The sequence below is a fragment of the Ectothiorhodospiraceae bacterium 2226 genome (assembly GCA_013348725.1).
GTDB lineage: Bacteria > Pseudomonadota > Gammaproteobacteria.
Genome location: CP054689.1, coordinates 2771722 through 2787183, shown reverse-complemented (window position 1 = coordinate 2787183; position 15462 = coordinate 2771722). Strand labels below are relative to the sequence as shown.

Below are 15462 nucleotides of genomic sequence, written 5' to 3'. Positions count from 1 at the left end.
GCGCACTCGGGTGTTGATACACTATGGCAACGTCGAACGCGCGGCACGTAAAGCCGGGTTTTTCGACGTCCTACGAGCGCGCCAAAGTACCATAGAGAGTGAATCGATGCCTACCCAGCCCAGCAAGGATCTGGAGACCTTCCCCAATCCTGCCCCGGAACGTGACTACACCATCCACATCGAGGTGCCCGAATTCACCTGCCTGTGTCCCAAGACCGGCCAGCCGGATTTCGCGACCCTCGCGATCGACTATGTGCCGGAGGCGCGTTGTGTCGAACTCAAGGCGCTCAAGGTCTATGTGTGGGCCTTTCGCGACGAAGGCGCCTTCCATGAGGCGGTGACCAACCAGATCCTGGGCGACCTGGTGGCCGCCTGCGCGCCGCGCTTCATGCGCCTGACCGCGCGGTTCAACGTGCGCGGCGGCATCTACACCACGGTGGTGGCCGAGCACCGCGCGCCCGATTGGCAACCCCCCGTGCCGGTGCAGCTCCCCTGATGAGCCGCGCGCCCGGCGCCCTGTACGTCGGCATCGACCTCGGCACCTCGGGGTGTCGTGCGCTGGCCATCGACACGAGCGGCACCGTCCAGGCCGAGGCGACCACGCGCCTGCCGCCCCCGCGGCGGGAGGGCCGCGCGGTCGAACAGGATCCGGCGCTGTGGTGGGACGCCGTCGAAGGGGCGCTCGATGCCCTGCTCGAGCGGGTGCCGCGCCGCGCGGTGCGCGCGCTGGCGGTGGACGCCACCTCCGGCAGCGTCCTGCTCGCCGACGCCGAGGGCACGCCGCTCAGCCCCGGCCTGATGTACAACGACGCCCGCGCGCTGGAGGCGAGCCAGCGCATCGCCGCCGTGGCACCGCCCACTACCGCCGCGCACGGCACCGGCTCGGGGCTGGCCAAGCTGCTGTGGCTGCAGGGGCACGTCGACGGGCCGGTGCGTTGGGTGCTCAATCAGGGCGACTGGATCGGCGGGCGTCTCTCCGGCCGCTTCGGGATCAGCGACGCCAACAACTGTCTCAAGCTGGGCTATGACCCGCTTACCCGCACCTGGCCGGCCTGGCTGGACGAGTTGGGCGTGCCGCGCGGCTGGTTGCCCGATGTGCTGCCGCCCGGCCGCACCATCGCCCCGCTGGCGCCCCCCATTGCGGCGCACTTCGGACTGACGCCCAACACCGTGTTGGTCAGCGGCACCACCGACAGCACCGCCGCCTTCCTCGCCACCGGCGCCCGCGAACCCGGCGAGGCGGTCACCTCGCTGGGCTCCACGCTGGTGCTGAAGATCGTGGCCGAGCGGCCGCTGTTTTACCCGCCGGCCGGAGTCTACAGCCAGCCGCTCGGTGAGCGCTGGCTCGCCGGCGGCGGTTCCAACGCGGGCGGCGCGGTGCTGCTGCACTATTTCGACCGCGCGGCGCTGGAGGCGCTCACCCCGCGCCTGCGCCCGCACGCGCCCACCGGGCTCGATTACTACCCCCTGCTCGCCCCGGGCGAGCGCTTCCCGCGCAACGACCCGCAGTTCCCGCCGCGCCTCACGCCGCGGCCCGAGGACGAGGCGGTGTTCCTGCAGGGGATGTTGGAAGGCATGGCGCGCATCGAGGCCGAGGGCTATGCGCGCCTCGCCGAACTCGGCGCGCCGCCCCTGCGCTCGGTGCGCAGCATCGGCGGCGGCGCGCGTAACCCCGCCTGGCGCGAAATCCGCGCGCGCGCCCTGGGCGTGCCGCTGCTCGCGGCGGATAACGAAGAAGCGGCCTACGGCGCCGCCTTGCTGGCCCGCGCCGGCAGCCCATGAACGCGCTGCTGAACACGCTGGCGCCCCACCTGCTGGCCTGGGGCACGCTGGCGATCACCTTGTGGGCCTCGGCGCACGCCATCTTGAAGAAGGAAGACACGCGTGCGGCGGTCGGCTGGGTGGGCGTGATCTGGCTCGCGCCCATCGTGGGCGCGGTGCTGTACGCCCTGCTCGGGGTGAACCGCATCAAACGGGCGGCCGCCAACCTGCGCAACGAGCGCGCGGCGGCCGCGGGCGAGTTCCGCGCCGAGGGCTGCGCCTCACCCGATCCCAAGGACTGCCTGCCGAGCGCCGCGGCCCACCTGGCCTCCATGGAACGCCTGGTGCGCAGCATCACCGACCAGCCGCTGCGCACCGGCAACCGCCTCACGCCGCTGGTGAACGGCGATGCCGCCTACCCGCGCATGCTGGAGGCGATCGCGCACGCACAGCACTCGATCACCCTCAGCACGTATCTGTTCGACTACGACGCCGCCGGCCGGCGCTTCATCGCCGCCTTGGCCGAGGCCCGCCGTCGCGGGGTAGAGGTGCGCGTGTTGATCGATGCCGTGGGTGCCCGCTACTCGTTCCCACGCACCGCGGTGGGGCCGCTACGCCGGGCCGGGGTGCGCGTGGCGCGCTTCCTGCCCACGCTGGGGCCGTGGCGCACCAAGTACATGAACCTGCGCTCGCACCGCAAAATCCTGGTGGTGGACGGCCGCTGCGGCTTCACCGGCGGCATGAACATCCGCCACAACCACATGCTGGAGACCGCCCCGCGCCACCCCGTGCAGGATCTGCACTTCGAGGTAGAAGGGCCGGTGGTCGGCGATCTGCAGGCGGTATTCGCCGAAGACTGGGCCTTCACCACCGGCGAGCGGCTGAGCGGCGACCTATGGTTCCCCGCGCTGGCACCGGCCGGCAGCGTGGTGGCACGCGGCATCGCCGACGGCCCCGACGAGGACTACGACAAGGCGCGGCTCACCATCCTCGGCGCCCTGGCGAGCGCCAAACACCGTGTGCAGATCGTCACCCCGTATTTCTTGCCCGACCTGCCACTGATCCATGCCTTGCACGTGGCGGCGCTGCGCGGCGTGGAGGTGGACATTCTGCTGCCCGAGCGCAACAACCTGCGCGTGGTCGGCTGGGCCAGCATCAGCGTGCTGGAGCGCGTGCTGCAACGAGACTGCCGCGTGTGGATGACGCCGCCGCCGTTCGACCATACCAAGCTGATGATTGTCGACGGGGTGTGGATGCTGATGGGTTCGGCCAACTGGGACCCGCGCAGCCTGGCGCTGAACTTCGAGTTCAACGTCGAGGCCTACGACGAGGCGCTGGCCGCACGACTGGGCGCCCTGGTCGAGCAGAAGAAGGTCGGCGCGCGGCGCCTGGCGCGCGCCGACCTGGACGCACGCCCCCTGCCCATCAAGCTGCGCGACGGCGTCGCGCGCCTGCTCTCCCCCTACCTTTAGTTCCCCCAGCCGTTCAGCCGCTTGCCGCACATTTTCTGACCGCGGCGCATCTTTGCGCGAAATCCCGCAGCATTGACTATATTTAGCGCATTAGGGGCTCGATTCGGAGTCGGACCAACCCGTTTCTGCTCGTCAGAAAGGAGGGTTCCATGAGACGACGACTGTACGTATTGCTACCGGACGTTCCGGTCACCCGGCAGGTGGTGGACGATCTGCTGCTGGCACGGGTGGACGAGGACCACATCCACGTGCTCGGCAAACGCGACGCCGTGCCCGCGGATCTGCCGCGCACCTCCGTGTTCCAGCGCAGCGACTTCGTGTACGGCACGGGCCAGGGCGTCGCCGTGGGTGCGGCCACCGGCGCCATCCTAGGCATCTTTGCCGCCTGGGTGCTGCAGGTGTCGTATGGCGCGGCGATCATCGTCGGCGCCTTGGTGGGCGCGGTGCTCGGCGGCTGGGCCTCCGGCATGATCAGCACCTCGGTGCCCAACCGGCGCCTGCGCAGCTTCGAATCGGCCATTGAGCGCGGGGAGTTGTTGTTGATGGCGGACGTCCCCAAGGAGCGGGTGGACGAGATCTCCTCGCTGATCAAGAAACACCACCCGGAAGCGGAGATCTCCGGTACGGAACCCACCATTCCGGCGTTCCCGTAGCCCGCCAGGCCAGCCTTGGCTAGATTCGCCGGCGCGTGACCACACGCGCCTCTTCTCCCGCTTGGCCGACCACCACGCGCGAGGCCATCGCCCTGCAAGAGGCGCTGCGCGCGCAGGTAGTGGCCGTGGACCGGCTGCCCGAGGCGGTGGGCCGCGTGGCGGGCGTGGACGTCGGTTTCGAAGATAGCGGCCGCACCACACGCGCCGCCGTGGCGGTGGTGGACGCCGACACGCTGATCCCCCTCGAGCACGCGGTGGCGCGGCTGCCGACCCGTTTTCCCTATGTGCCCGGCCTGCTCTCGTTCCGCGAACTGCCCGCGGTACTGGAGGCGCTGGCGCAGCTGAGCACCCCGCCGGCCCTGCTGCTGTGCGACGCCCAGGGGCTGGCGCATCCGCGCCGTTTCGGCCTGGCCTGCCACCTGGGCGTGATCACCGACCTGCCGAGCATCGGCGTGGCGAAAAGCCGCCTGCTCGGCACCCATGACCCGGTCCCCACCGAGCGCGGCGCCTGGGTGCCGCTCTACCACCGCGAGGAACAAGTGGGCGCGGTGCTGCGCACCCGCACCGGCGTGCAGCCCGTGTACGTCTCCATCGGCCACCGCATCAGCCTGCCCACCGCCATCGCCTGGGTGCTGCGCACCGCGCCGCGCTTCCGACTGCCTGAGCCCGCCCGCCTGGCCCACCGGCTGGCCTCGGGTTAGCCCCGCCCTTCGTCCCCGGCGCCTCATTCTGGGAGCCGACCCCTTGCAGCGCGGCGCCGCGTACCTGTATAAAATTACAGTAATGGCGACAAAGAGGGCCGCGCGTGCAGACGCTGACACCCCGACAATTGGAAGTCCTGGAATACATTCAGTCGCATGTCGAGCGCACCGGCTCGGCCCCCACCCGGTCCGAGATTGCCCAGGCCCTGGGGTTTCGCTCGCTGAATGCCGCTGAGGGACACCTGAAGGCCCTCGCACGCAAGGGCGCCATCGAACTCGTGGGCGGCACCTCGCGCGGCATCCGCGTACTGGGCGGCGAGGCGGGCGGCCTCCCGGTGGTGGGCCGTGTGGCCGCCGGCAGTCCGCTGCTCGCCCAGGAACACATCGAGCGTCACTACCGTCTCGATCCCGCACTCTTCACTCCGCGTGCCCACTATCTGCTGCGGGTGCAGGGCGCCAGCATGCGCGATGCCGGCATCCTGGACGGCGACCTGCTCGCCGTGCACCGCACCCCCACCGCCGAGAACGGCCAGATCGTGGTGGCCCGTCTGGATGACGAGGTCACCGTGAAACGCTACCGCCGCCAGGGCAACGTCGTGCACCTGCTGCCCGAGAATCCCGAGTTCGAGCCCATCGTGGTGCATCTCGCCCGCCAAGCCTTCGCCATCGAAGGCGTCGGGGTGGGGGTGATCCGCCACGGCCACGTCCTGTGAGCCCCCGATGAGCCTGGAGTCCCTGCTGAGCCGGACCGACATCTGGCGCGGCGGCGGGCAGGCGCCGCCGACCGCCGCCGTCGTGCCGACCGGCAACTCGACACTGGACGAAGCTCTGGGCGGCGGCTGGCCGCGCGGTGCCCTCACCGAGTTGCTGCTGCCCACGCACGGCATCGGCGAACTGACCCTGCTGCTGCCCACCCTCGCCGCGCTCAGCCGCGCGGGCCACTGGCAATGCTGGGTAGCGCCGCCCTATCTGCCCTATCCCCCCGCGCTGACGCAGGCGGGAATCGCGCTCGACACCTTCCTGCTGGTGCGCCCAAGCGAGCCCAAGGAGGCCCTGTGGGCCCAGGAGCAGGCACTGCGCTCGCGCGTGTGCGGCGCCGTGCTCGGCTGGCCCCTGCGCGCCGACACCCGCGCCCTGCGCCGCCTGCAGCTGGCGGCTGAGGCGGGCGGGGCCGCCGGGTTTTTGCTGCGTCCGCTGGAGGCCGCGCAAACACCCTCGCCGGCCGCCCTGCGGCTGCGCCTGGAAGCCACACCGGACGGGCTTACGCTGCACGTCCTCAAACGCCGCGGCGGGCGGGCGGCCGGCGCCGTGACCTATCCGCGTCATGCTGTGGGTTAGCCTGCGTCTGCCGCGCCTCGCCTTGGAGGTCTACACCCGCGGTGAGGCGGAGCTGTTCGAGCGTCTGCCCTTCGCGGTATACGAAAGCCACGGCAGCCGCCGCTGGGTGCACGACTGCAACGCCTGCGCGCGCGCCCAGGGCGTGTACGCGGGCATGGCGGTCAGCGCCGCGCTGGCGCTGTGCGCCGAGTTGCAGATCCGTCCGCGCGACCACGCCGCCGAAGCACAGGCCCTGGGCGAGCTGGCGCTGTGGGCCACGCAGTTCACCTCCGCCGTGAGCCTGCAGCCACCCGATGCCCTGCTGCTGGAAGTCGAAGGCAGCCTGCGGCTGTTCGGCGGGATCGCGCCGCTGCACCAGCGCCTGCTCGGCGGCCTCGAGGCGCTCGGCCACGCCTACGTGCAGGCCCTGGCCCCCACGCCACTGGGCGCCTGGCTACTCGCCTGTGCCGGCCACGAGGCTCCGGTACTGACGCACGAAACGCTGGCGGGCGCCCTGCGTCCGTTGCCGCTGGAACGGCTGCCCCTGGCCGCGGAACGCCTCGCCGCCCTGCGCGGGCTGGGACTGCGCTCCATCGGCGACTGTCTGCGCCTGCCGCGGGCGGGGCTGGCGCGACGCCTGGGCGCCGAGCTCGTGGACCTGCTCGACCGTATGCTCGGCACCCGCCCCGATCCGCGCCCCCGTTTCGAGCCGCCCGCGCGTTTCGACGCGCGCCTGCCGCTGCCGGTGGAGATCGCCAACTGCGAGGCGCTGCTGTTTCCGCTGCGCCGCCTGCTGCTCGGCCTGGAAGGCTTTTTACTCGGGCGCGGCGCCGCCGCGCAGCGCCTGCATGTTGGGCTGTGGCATCAGGGCGGCGGCAGTACCGAACTCGACATCGGTCTGGTCGCCCCCAGTCGCGACCCGGCGCACCTGCTCGCCCTCACCCGCGAACACCTGGAGCGCCTCACCCTCGCCGCACCGATCGAGGCCCTCACCCTGCGGGTCGAGCACTTGGTTCCCCTGGCCGCCGAACACCGCGACCTGTTCGCCGCCCCCAAGGTCGCGCATCAGGACTGGCAGGCACTGGTGGAACGCCTGCGCGCGCGCCTGGGCGAAGACGCCGTGCATGGCCTCGCCCCACTGCCCGACCACCGCCCCGAGTGTGCCTGGCGCGCCGCGGCGCCCGGCACGCACATCGCGGCTCCCGAATACCCGCCGCGCCCCCTGTGGCTGGTCGATCCGCCCCGCGCGCTGTCCACTCACCGCGGCGCGCCCTGCCTCGAGGGTGCCCCGCTCACCCTGCTGCATGGCCCCGAACGCATCGAGACCGGCTGGTGGGAAGATCACGCCGCCGCGCGCGACTATTTCGTCGCGCGCACACTCGACGGGGCGCGGGTGTGGCTGTACCGCGAACGCCGCCCCGACGCGCCGTGGTTCATACAGGGCGTGTGGGCGTAAGTACCCGCGCGACATTGTCTCGACGTGTACGTCCGCCGAAGCGCTACGCCTTCGCATCCGCCCAGCCTACTCTCAGCTTCAACGGCCACCGAACGCTGTGTTCGACGGCCTCGCCCCATACCGCATCCAACTGCGTCGCCAGCTCCTCCACCGGATCCCATCCCCGCTGCGCCTTGAAGCGTCCCACCGCGGACCAGGTGCCGAGATAGCCCAGCAACGCCTCGCGCGTGAGGCGCGCATCGAGCGTAAAGGCGGGCGCGCCGAACTCTTCAAAGGGAAAGGCAAGCCGGCGATAGCCCGTTTCCACATGCACGCGCGCGGGCGGCCAGTACGGGCCGAGCGTGTTGGCGTAGAAATCCTGCATCAGCGCGTCCAGCGCGCGGCTCTCGAAACGAAACGCGCCGTAGGTCCACACCGCGATCACGCCGTGCGGTTTGAGCACACGCCGCGCTTCGGCGTAGAACGCCGGCAGGTCGAACCAGTGCAGGGCCTGCGCGACGGTTAGGAGATCGACGCTGGCGTCGGCCAGTCCGCTGGCCTCGGCGCGCGCCACTCGATACGCGATACGAGGGTGCGCCTGCGCCTGCGCGATCTGCGCGGCGCTCGCGTCGGTGGCGAGCACGCGCGGAAAATGCGCCGCCAAGCCCACGGCGGCCTGGCCGTTGCCGGTGGCGCAGTCCCAGGCCAGCGTGCGCGCCCGGCAGGTCTGCGCCAGGAACGCGAACAGCGCATCGGGATACCGCGGGCGGAACGCGGCGTACGCACCGGCGCGCGCGGAAAAGTGATCCGGAAACTCGCTCATGCGGCCCCCTCGATAGCGCCCGCCTAACCCGACAGCCCCGGCGCGCTCAGCTAGTCTGAAGCTAATGATCCTTATCCCAAGAGGTGTCCCATGCACAAGCGCATAATTGGGTTGCTGCTGTTGCTGTTCAGCGTTCCTTTGCTGGCCGCATCGCCCCTCGAGGACAGCGTGGTGAGTATGCCGGTGGCCGAGGGCGTCAGCGCGGACGATGCGATCGAGTCCATGAAGCTGCGCGCCAACACGCTCAACATGGCGCTGGTCGGCGAACTTCCCTTGTCCGCGCAACTCGAGGCCATGGGGCTCGAGACGCGGCGCATGGAGATCTTCCAGTTCTGCGATCCGGTCACGGCGCAGAAGATGGTCGAGCACGACCTCTTGTTCGCGGCCTACCTGCCCTGCCGTATCGCCCTGGTGGAGGACCCGCAGGGCCAGTTCTGGCTGGTCATGATGGACCTGAACCCGCTGATCGAGATGGGCGGCCTGTCGGCCGAGCTGCGCAGCGAGGCCGAGCAGGTGCGCGACGTGCTGCAGGAGATCATGCAGGCGGGCGCCGAGGGTGATATCTAGCCTGGGCTAGAGGAAGCGCGCGCGCCGCCGGGCGCGCGCGGGCAGCGCATTGCGGGCGGCCGGGATACTGTATATCTTTACAGTATCCCGGCCACGGCTCTCCGTGGTCGAACGCAAACCACCAGGTTCCCATGCCCGCGCCCGATTACGCCGAGCTGCACTGCCTCAGTAACTTCACCTTCCTGCGCGGCGCCTCGCACCCCGACGAGCTGGTGGCGCAGGCGGCCACGCTGGGCTATCGCGCCCTGGCCCTCACCGATGAATGCTCGGTGGCAGGGGTGGTGCGCGCCCACGTCGCGGCCAAGGAACACGGCCTCCAGCTGCTGATCGGCAGCGAGTTCCAGCTCGAGGACGGACCCAAACTGGTGTTGCTGGCCATGGACCGCACGGGCTACGGCCAGCTCTGCACCCTCATCACGCGCGCGCGCCGGCGCGCCGCCAAGGGCAGCTACAGCCTGCACGCGCCCGACTTCGACAGCGGCCTGGAACACTGCCTCGCCCTGCTCGTGCCTCCCCAGCGCCTGGATCCTCAGACGCTAGAGGCCGACGCCGCCTGGCTCGCCGCGCGCTTTCCCGGCCGCGGGTGGCTCGCCTACGCGCGCCTGTACGGCGCGCAGGACCGCAGCCGCCTGGCACAGCTGCGCGGCGTGGGCGCGGCCACCGGCCTGCCCTTGGTGGCGGCGGGCGACGTGCACATGCACGTGCCCGAGCGCCGCCCGTTGCAGGACCTCGTCACCGCGATACGCCTTACCGTGCCGGTCCATCAGGCGGGTCATGCGCTCCATCCCAACGGCGAGCGTCACCTGCGCCCGCGCGCGCGTCTCGCCAAGCTCTACCCGCCCGAACTGCTGGCCGAGACGCTGCGCGTCGCCGCGCGCTGCCGTTTCAGCCTGGACGAACTGCGCTACGAGTATCCGGACGAACTGGTGCCGCCGGGGCGCACCGCCGCCGACTGGCTGCGCCAGCTCACCGAGGAAGGCATCGCCCAGCGCTGGCCCGCGGGACCGCCGCCGCGCGTGCGCGAACAGGTCGAGCGCGAGCTCGCGCTCATCGAGGAACTGCGCTACGAGCCCTACTTCCTCACCGTGCACGATGTGGTGCGCTACGCGCGCGAGCAGGGAATCCTGTGCCAGGGACGCGGCTCGGCCGCGAACTCCGCGGTGTGCTATTGCCTCGGCATCACCTCGGTGGACCCGGCCCAGAGCGACATGCTGTTCGAGCGTTTCATCTCGCGCGAACGCAACGAGCCGCCCGACATCGACGTGGACTTCGAGCACGAGCGCCGCGAGGAGGTGATCCAGTACCTCTACCGCAAGTACACCCGCGAGCGTGCCGCGCTGGCCGCCACCGTGATCAGCTACCGCCCACGCAGCGCGCTGCGCGACGCGGGCAAGGCGCTCGGGCTGGACCTCGATCAGGTGGACCGGCTCGCCAGTTCCCTGGCGTGGTGGGACCGGCGCGAGCTCTTGCCCCAGCGGCTGCGCGAGGCGGGCTTTGACCCAGACAATCCCGTCGTGCAGCGCCTGCTCGAATTGGTGGGTCAGTTGCTGGGCTTCCCGCGCCACCTCTCGCAGCACGTCGGCGGCTTCGTGATCGCGCGCGGACCGCTGGCCGAACTGGTGCCGGTGGAGAACGCCGCCATGGCGGAGCGCACCGTGATCCAGTGGGACAAGGACGACCTCGATGCGCTCGGGCTGCTCAAGATCGACTGCCTCGCGCTCGGCATGCTCTCGGCCATCCGCCGCGCCTTCGATCTCGTGGCGCGCCATCGCGGACGCGAGCTCACGCTGGCCAATCTGCCGCAGGAGGACCCGGCGGTGTACCGCATGATCCAGCGCGCCGACACGGTGGGTGTGTTCCAGATCGAGTCGCGCGCGCAGATGGCCATGCTGCCGCGCTTGAAGCCCCGCACCTTCTACGACCTGGTGGTGGAGGTGGCCATCGTGCGCCCCGGCCCCATCCAGGGCGACATGGTGCACCCCTACCTGCGCCGTCGGCAGGGCCTGGAGCCGGTGAGCTACCCGAGCGAAGCGGTGCGCGGCGTGCTGGCGCGCACGCTCGGCATTCCGATTTTTCAGGAGCAGGTCATCAAGCTCGCCATGGTGGCGGCGGGTTTCTCGCCCGGTGATGCCGACGGCCTGCGCCGTGCCATGGCCGCATGGCGCCGACGGGGCGGGCTGGAACCCTACGAGGAGCGCTTGCGCACGGGCATGGCCGCGCGCGGCTACGAAGCACATTTCGCCGAACAGATCGTGGAGCAGATTAAAGGCTTCGGCGAGTATGGGTTTCCCGAGTCGCACGCGGCGAGCTTCGCGCTGCTGGTGTACGTATCGGCGTGGCTGAAGTGCCACGAACCGGCGGCGTTCACCTGCGCACTCTTGAACAGTCAGCCGATGGGTTTTTACGCGCCCGCGCAACTGGTGCAGGACGCGCGGCGCCACGGCGTAGAGGTGCGCGCGGTGGACGTCAGGTCGAGCGATTGGGACTGCACGCTGGAGCCGGCGCCGGGCGGAGGGCTCGCGTTGCGGTTGGGGCTGCGCATGGTGAAGGGGCTGAGCCAAGCCGGGGCCGAACGGCTGGTGCGCGCGCGCGCCGAGCGCCCCTTCCGCGACGTGGAAGACCTCGCCCACCGCGCCGCGCTCGACCGCGGCGACCTCGAGCACCTGGCCGCCGCCAACGCCCTGGTCGCCCTCGCAGGCCACCGGCGCCAGGCGCGCTGGGCCACGCTCGCGGTGGAGCCGCCGAGCGCCCTGTTATGCGACGCCCCCGTACAGGAGGCCCTGCCGCTGCTGCCCCCGCCCAGCGAGGCGGATGAGGTGGTGGCTGACTACGCACAGATCGGACTCACGCTGGGTCGGCACCCGCTCGCCTTTTTGCGCGCGCACTTGCAGCGCCAGCGCATCAAGGACAGTCTCACCCTGCGCGCGGCGCCCAGTGGGCGCCGCGTCACGCACAGCGGTCTGGTCGTGAGCCGCCAATGCCCCTCCTCCGCCTCGGGCACCGTGTTCCTTACCCTGGAGGACGAACACGGCAGCGTGAACGTGGTGGTGTGGCGGCGCGTGGGCGAGCGTCACCGGCGCGCGCTGCTCGGCGCGCGCCTACTCGAAGTGCACGGCAAGATCGAACGCGAGGGCGAGGTGATGCACCTCATCGCCGATCGCCTGGAAGACCGCACGCCGCTCCTCGGCCCGCTGCTCACGCGCTCGCGCGATTTCCACTAAGAAAGGTCCGAACAAGTGGTATCGCTTTGCTTCATTAAACCCCGCGGCGATAACCGCGGCACATCCCTGTGTCGCAGCAATCGCGCGCCGAAGTCGCGGCTATTCATGGCGTGGGTTCGGAAAAAGAAACGCGAGCGCCGAGGCGCTCGCGTTTTCCGATCCGCGCCGATCAGAAAATCAGCCAGATCAGCAGCAACACCGAGGCCGGAACACCCAGCAACCACAGAATCACGTACGGCACAGTTCCCTCCTTGGAATCAGTCCAGTTCCCTAAAAGGCTAGCACACGCCCCGGGCGAAGCCCTGGGGCTGGCGCGACATCGAAGCAGGCGCTTTTTTTTCGGGCAGGACATACTGCACCGCGCTACCCGGCTGATCTTCAACCGCCTGCTAGGCTTCCTCCCCATGAAGGTACTCGTCATCCTCGGCCACCCGCGCAACGACAGCCTGTGCGCGGCGCTGGCGCAAGCCTACGCGCGCGGCGCCCGCGAAAGCGGCGCGACGGTGCGCGAAATCGCCCTCGGCGACATCGACTTCGACCCGACCGTCCACACGCCCTCGCCGCGTCAGCAGCCGCTGGAACCCGACCTCGCGCGCGCACAGGCGGCGGTCGCCTGGGCCGATCACCTGGTGTTCGTGTATCCCAACTGGTGGGGCACCATGCCCGCGCTGTTGAAGGGCTTTCTGGACCGCGTATTCACGCCCGGCTTTGCCTTTCGCGAGCGCCCCCGTCACACCGGTTTCGAGCCCCTGCTGCGCGGCAAGACGGCGCAGCTCATCAGCACCATGGACACCCCGCCATGGGTATACCGCTGGATCCTGCGCGCGCCCGGCACCAACGGCCTGCGCCGCGCCACGCTCGGCTTTTGCGGCATACGCACCACCGACACGCGAACCTTCGGCCCCGTGAACAGCAGCACCGCGGCACAGCGCCGCGCCTGGCTCACGCGCGCCGAGGAGCAGGGGCGCGCGCTGCCCAGCGCTCCCGCCCCCACGCTCGGCGCGCGTATCGGCGTTTGGCTGCGCGCGCTGCGCCTGCAGTTCTACCCCATGACGCTGCTGGCCTACGCCGTGGGCGCCCTCGCCGCAAGTTCGCAGGGCGTCCTCTCCTGGAGCGCCTTCTGGATCGGCTTCCTGGTGCTGTTCCTGCTGGAGGCCACCACGGTGTTCATCAACGACTACTACGACTACCCCAGTGACCGGCGCAACCGGCACTACAGCCCCTTCAGCGGCGGCTCGCGCGTACTGGTGGAAGGCGCGGTGAGTTTCCCGCAGATGCGGCGCGCAATACTCGGCTTGGTCGCGGCCACTGCCGCGGCGATGGCGCTGCTCTGGTGGGCCACACCGGCCGCGAGCGGTTCGGCCCTGGTACTGCTGATCGCCCTCACGGTAATCGCGATTGGCTACACCGCGCCGCCCCTGAAATTGGCCTGGCGCGGCCTGGGCGAACTCGACGTGGGCGTCACCCACAGCCTGGGCGTCATCCTCTGCGGATACGTCTTTCAGGGCGGCTCGCTCACCGACCCGTTGCCCTGGCTACTCGCGCTGCCACTGCTGCTCGCCGTACTGCCGGCGATCATCCTGGCGGGGCTGCCGGACTACTGGGCGGATCAACGCGCGGGCAAGGCCACGCTGGTGGTGCGCCTGGGCCGACGGCGGGCGGTGTGGCTGGCGGTTGGCCTGGCGGGCGCGGCCGCCTTCCTGGCGCTGACATGGCAATGGGCCGGGGTGCGGGGTTTCGAGCACGCGGCGTGGTTCGTGGTGCCCCATGCGGCCCTGCTGGTGTGGTTACTCGCGCGGTTGGCACGCCGGCGGCGCCTACCGGCGCGCATCGACGGTGTGCTCGCCACGGCGCTGGCGTTCATCCTGTGGTTCGGCCTGGTGCCGCTGGTGAATCTGGTGTAGTGAACGGGCGGGATCGGTGAGGAAGGAGGCCGTCCCGGGACGGCCTCCGGATCACTACTGCATGCTCCGCTGGATTGACGCCTTCTCCTCTTCCGCCCGATCGGCCATCTCTTCGGCGCGTTCGCCGCCGAGCAGTTTGCGGGCCTTGGGGAACAGCTCCTCTTCCTCTTCCTCGACGTGGTGTTCGATGGTGTCCTTCAGCTCCATCAACTGATCCATCCAATCCGGATCGTCGACCTCGAGCTCTATCAGCTCGTGCAGCGCCTGGCGCATCTCGCCGTGCTCCTCGATGCCGTGCTCGGCCTCGTCCTTGGTCTCATCGTACTCGCGCAACTTCGGATAGAGCAGGCGCTCCTCCACCTGGGCGTGCACCTCGAGCTCATTCTCCAGCGCCTGGAGGTTCTTCTTGCGCGTCACCTTCGCATCCTCGCTGGTGTCGGCGAGATGTTTCAGCAAGGTACTGACCTTCTTGTGGTCCTGCTTCAACAGCTGAAAGATTTCCATAGTCGCTCTCGTCCTTGTGTGAGTTGAACCAAACCGGCGTCCGTGCCGGTGGGCGGGGCCGCAAAACGGCGCCCGCTGCTGGCTCTCAGATGCCTCAGAGCTGAAGCTAAATCTAGCACGCCGCCCTTGCGCGGGCCTGCTGGCAGGCCCGCAAGCCCCCGACTATATTTGTGAAACCGGCGCGGCCGGCATGCCGTACTTTTGCCACACGAGGCGGCGCCAAGCGAGCGGCACACACTTTCACGGAGGATCGGGCATGGCTGAGAACATTCGCGAGAAAACCGACGCGGCGAAAGAACACATGAAGGAGATCCCGCAGGACGTCAAAAAAGAAGTGGATTTGAACCAGATGCAGAGTGAACTCGCCCAGCTGCGCAACGAGTTTGCCCAGATCAGCGCCACGATGCGCGACATCGCCGCCAACCGCACCGACGCGGCCATGCAGAACCTGCGCGAAGCCGCAGGGCGTGCCCAGGATCAGGCCCGCGTGACTGCGGAGCGGGTGCAGGCGCAGATCGAGGAGCGGCCCGTCGCCAGCGTACTCACTTCGTTCGGCGTCGGCCTATTGCTCGGTATTCTGCTGGATCGCCGGTCCTAGGCATGCGGGTCCCGGAGTTCCTCAGCCTCGAGGTCGAACGCGCCAAACAAAAGGCGGTGAACATTGCCACGGGTAGCGCTATCGCGCTGGTGGGGGCCGTCATCGCCCTGCTCGCGGTAGCGTTTCTCTATGTCGCCATCTTCCTCGGTTTCGCCGAGATCATGGACGCGGCTTGGGCGGCGGCGGCAACCGCCGCCGTCGCTCTGGTGTCCGCCTTGTTGCTGTTGGTGGCGGCGCGCGGGCTTATCACGAAAGAGCCCAAGGTCGAACCGCCCCCACCGCCGCGCAAGGCGATACCCGATATGCGCGAGGAGGCGGCCGAACTGGGGAGCGCGGCCGGGGAGTACGCCCGCCATCATGCGGTGCCGGCGACGGCGGGCGCCTTGGCGGCCGGGCTGCTGTTCGGCGTTAGTCCACGCTTGCGGCGCATGGTTTGGCGATTGCTGCAGTAGAACTGCTCCCCGAGGCTGAGCAAGGGGCCGGTACGCATGCCGGCCCCTTCTCTA

15 protein-coding genes are annotated in these 15462 nt (G+C 69.8%); 13 read left to right on the top strand and 2 right to left on the bottom strand.

Annotation, left to right across the window (positions count from 1 at the left end):
* Nucleotides 1–106 precede the first annotated feature (106 nt).
* The 8 genes from queF (at nt 107) to HUS23_13460 (ending at nt 7360) form a co-directional block, all read left to right on the top strand.
* The gene (queF, locus tag HUS23_13495; GenBank protein QKT04752.1) at nt 107–496 is read left to right on the top strand and encodes an NADPH-dependent 7-cyano-7-deazaguanine reductase QueF; all 390 of its coding nucleotides are present in this window, start codon (nt 107–109) and stop codon (nt 494–496) included.
* The gene (locus HUS23_13490; protein ID QKT04751.1) at nt 496–1782 is read left to right on the top strand and encodes an FGGY-family carbohydrate kinase; all 1287 of its coding nucleotides are present in this window, start codon (nt 496–498) and stop codon (nt 1780–1782) included. Before queF ends, HUS23_13490 begins: the two co-directional genes overlap by 1 nt.
* Nucleotides 1779–3233: a PLDc N-terminal domain-containing protein gene (locus HUS23_13485; GenBank protein ID QKT04750.1), complete on the top strand. Its 1455-nt coding sequence runs from the start codon at nt 1779–1781 to the stop codon at nt 3231–3233. Before HUS23_13490 ends, HUS23_13485 begins: the two co-directional genes overlap by 4 nt.
* A gap of 149 nt (nt 3234–3382) precedes the next feature.
* Nucleotides 3383–3886 carry a DUF1269 domain-containing protein gene (locus HUS23_13480; protein QKT04749.1) on the top strand — a complete coding sequence of 168 codons (504 nt, stop codon included), beginning with the start codon at nt 3383–3385 and terminating at the stop codon, nt 3884–3886.
* A gap of 35 nt (nt 3887–3921) precedes the next feature.
* Nucleotides 3922–4587: a deoxyribonuclease V gene (nfi, locus tag HUS23_13475; GenBank protein QKT04748.1), complete on the top strand. Its 666-nt coding sequence runs from the start codon at nt 3922–3924 to the stop codon at nt 4585–4587.
* Nucleotides 4588–4691: 104 nt separating this feature from the next.
* Nucleotides 4692–5300 carry a transcriptional repressor LexA gene (gene lexA / locus HUS23_13470; GenBank protein QKT04747.1) on the top strand — a complete coding sequence of 203 codons (609 nt, stop codon included), beginning with the start codon at nt 4692–4694 and terminating at the stop codon, nt 5298–5300.
* A 7-nt stretch (nt 5301–5307) separates the two neighbouring features.
* Nucleotides 5308–5925, top strand: a complete 618-nt coding sequence (gene imuA / locus HUS23_13465; protein ID QKT04746.1) for a translesion DNA synthesis-associated protein ImuA — start codon at nt 5308–5310, stop codon at nt 5923–5925.
* Nucleotides 5912–7360: a DNA polymerase Y family protein gene (locus HUS23_13460; GenBank protein QKT04745.1), complete on the top strand. Its 1449-nt coding sequence runs from the start codon at nt 5912–5914 to the stop codon at nt 7358–7360. The genes imuA and HUS23_13460 overlap by 14 nt, the downstream gene beginning before the upstream one ends.
* Before the next feature lie 43 nt (nt 7361–7403).
* On the opposite strand, the gene HUS23_13455 is transcribed toward HUS23_13460, so the two are convergent.
* The gene (locus tag HUS23_13455) at nt 7404–8162 is read right to left on the bottom strand and encodes a class I SAM-dependent methyltransferase (GenBank protein QKT04744.1); all 759 of its coding nucleotides are present in this window, start codon (nt 8160–8162) and stop codon (nt 7404–7406) included.
* A gap of 90 nt (nt 8163–8252) precedes the next feature.
* Here HUS23_13455 and HUS23_13450 point away from each other — a divergent pair, with 90 nt between their 5' ends.
* From HUS23_13450 to HUS23_13440, 3 genes are all read left to right on the top strand, one after another.
* Nucleotides 8253–8729 carry a DUF302 domain-containing protein gene (locus HUS23_13450; protein ID QKT04743.1) on the top strand — a complete coding sequence of 159 codons (477 nt, stop codon included), beginning with the start codon at nt 8253–8255 and terminating at the stop codon, nt 8727–8729.
* Nucleotides 8730–8860: 131 nt separating this feature from the next.
* The gene (locus HUS23_13445) at nt 8861–11950 is read left to right on the top strand and encodes an error-prone DNA polymerase (protein ID QKT04742.1); all 3090 of its coding nucleotides are present in this window, start codon (nt 8861–8863) and stop codon (nt 11948–11950) included.
* A 404-nt stretch (nt 11951–12354) separates the two neighbouring features.
* Complete coding sequence (locus HUS23_13440) at nt 12355–13854, top strand: NAD(P)H-dependent oxidoreductase (protein QKT04741.1); 1500 nt, start codon at nt 12355–12357, stop codon at nt 13852–13854.
* A 54-nt stretch (nt 13855–13908) separates the two neighbouring features.
* Here HUS23_13440 and HUS23_13435 read toward each other — a convergent pair whose 3' ends face one another.
* Nucleotides 13909–14358: a hemerythrin domain-containing protein gene (locus HUS23_13435; GenBank protein QKT04740.1), complete on the bottom strand. Its 450-nt coding sequence runs from the start codon at nt 14356–14358 to the stop codon at nt 13909–13911.
* 256 nt (nt 14359–14614) lie between these two features.
* Here HUS23_13435 and HUS23_13430 point away from each other — a divergent pair, with 256 nt between their 5' ends.
* Nucleotides 14615–14956, top strand: coding sequence for a hypothetical protein (locus HUS23_13430; GenBank protein ID QKT04739.1), 342 nt, complete (start codon nt 14615–14617; stop codon nt 14954–14956).
* A 2-nt stretch (nt 14957–14958) separates the two neighbouring features.
* The gene (locus HUS23_13425) at nt 14959–15408 is read left to right on the top strand and encodes a phage holin family protein (GenBank protein QKT04738.1); all 450 of its coding nucleotides are present in this window, start codon (nt 14959–14961) and stop codon (nt 15406–15408) included.
* The last annotated feature ends 54 nt before the right edge of the window (nt 15409–15462 follow it).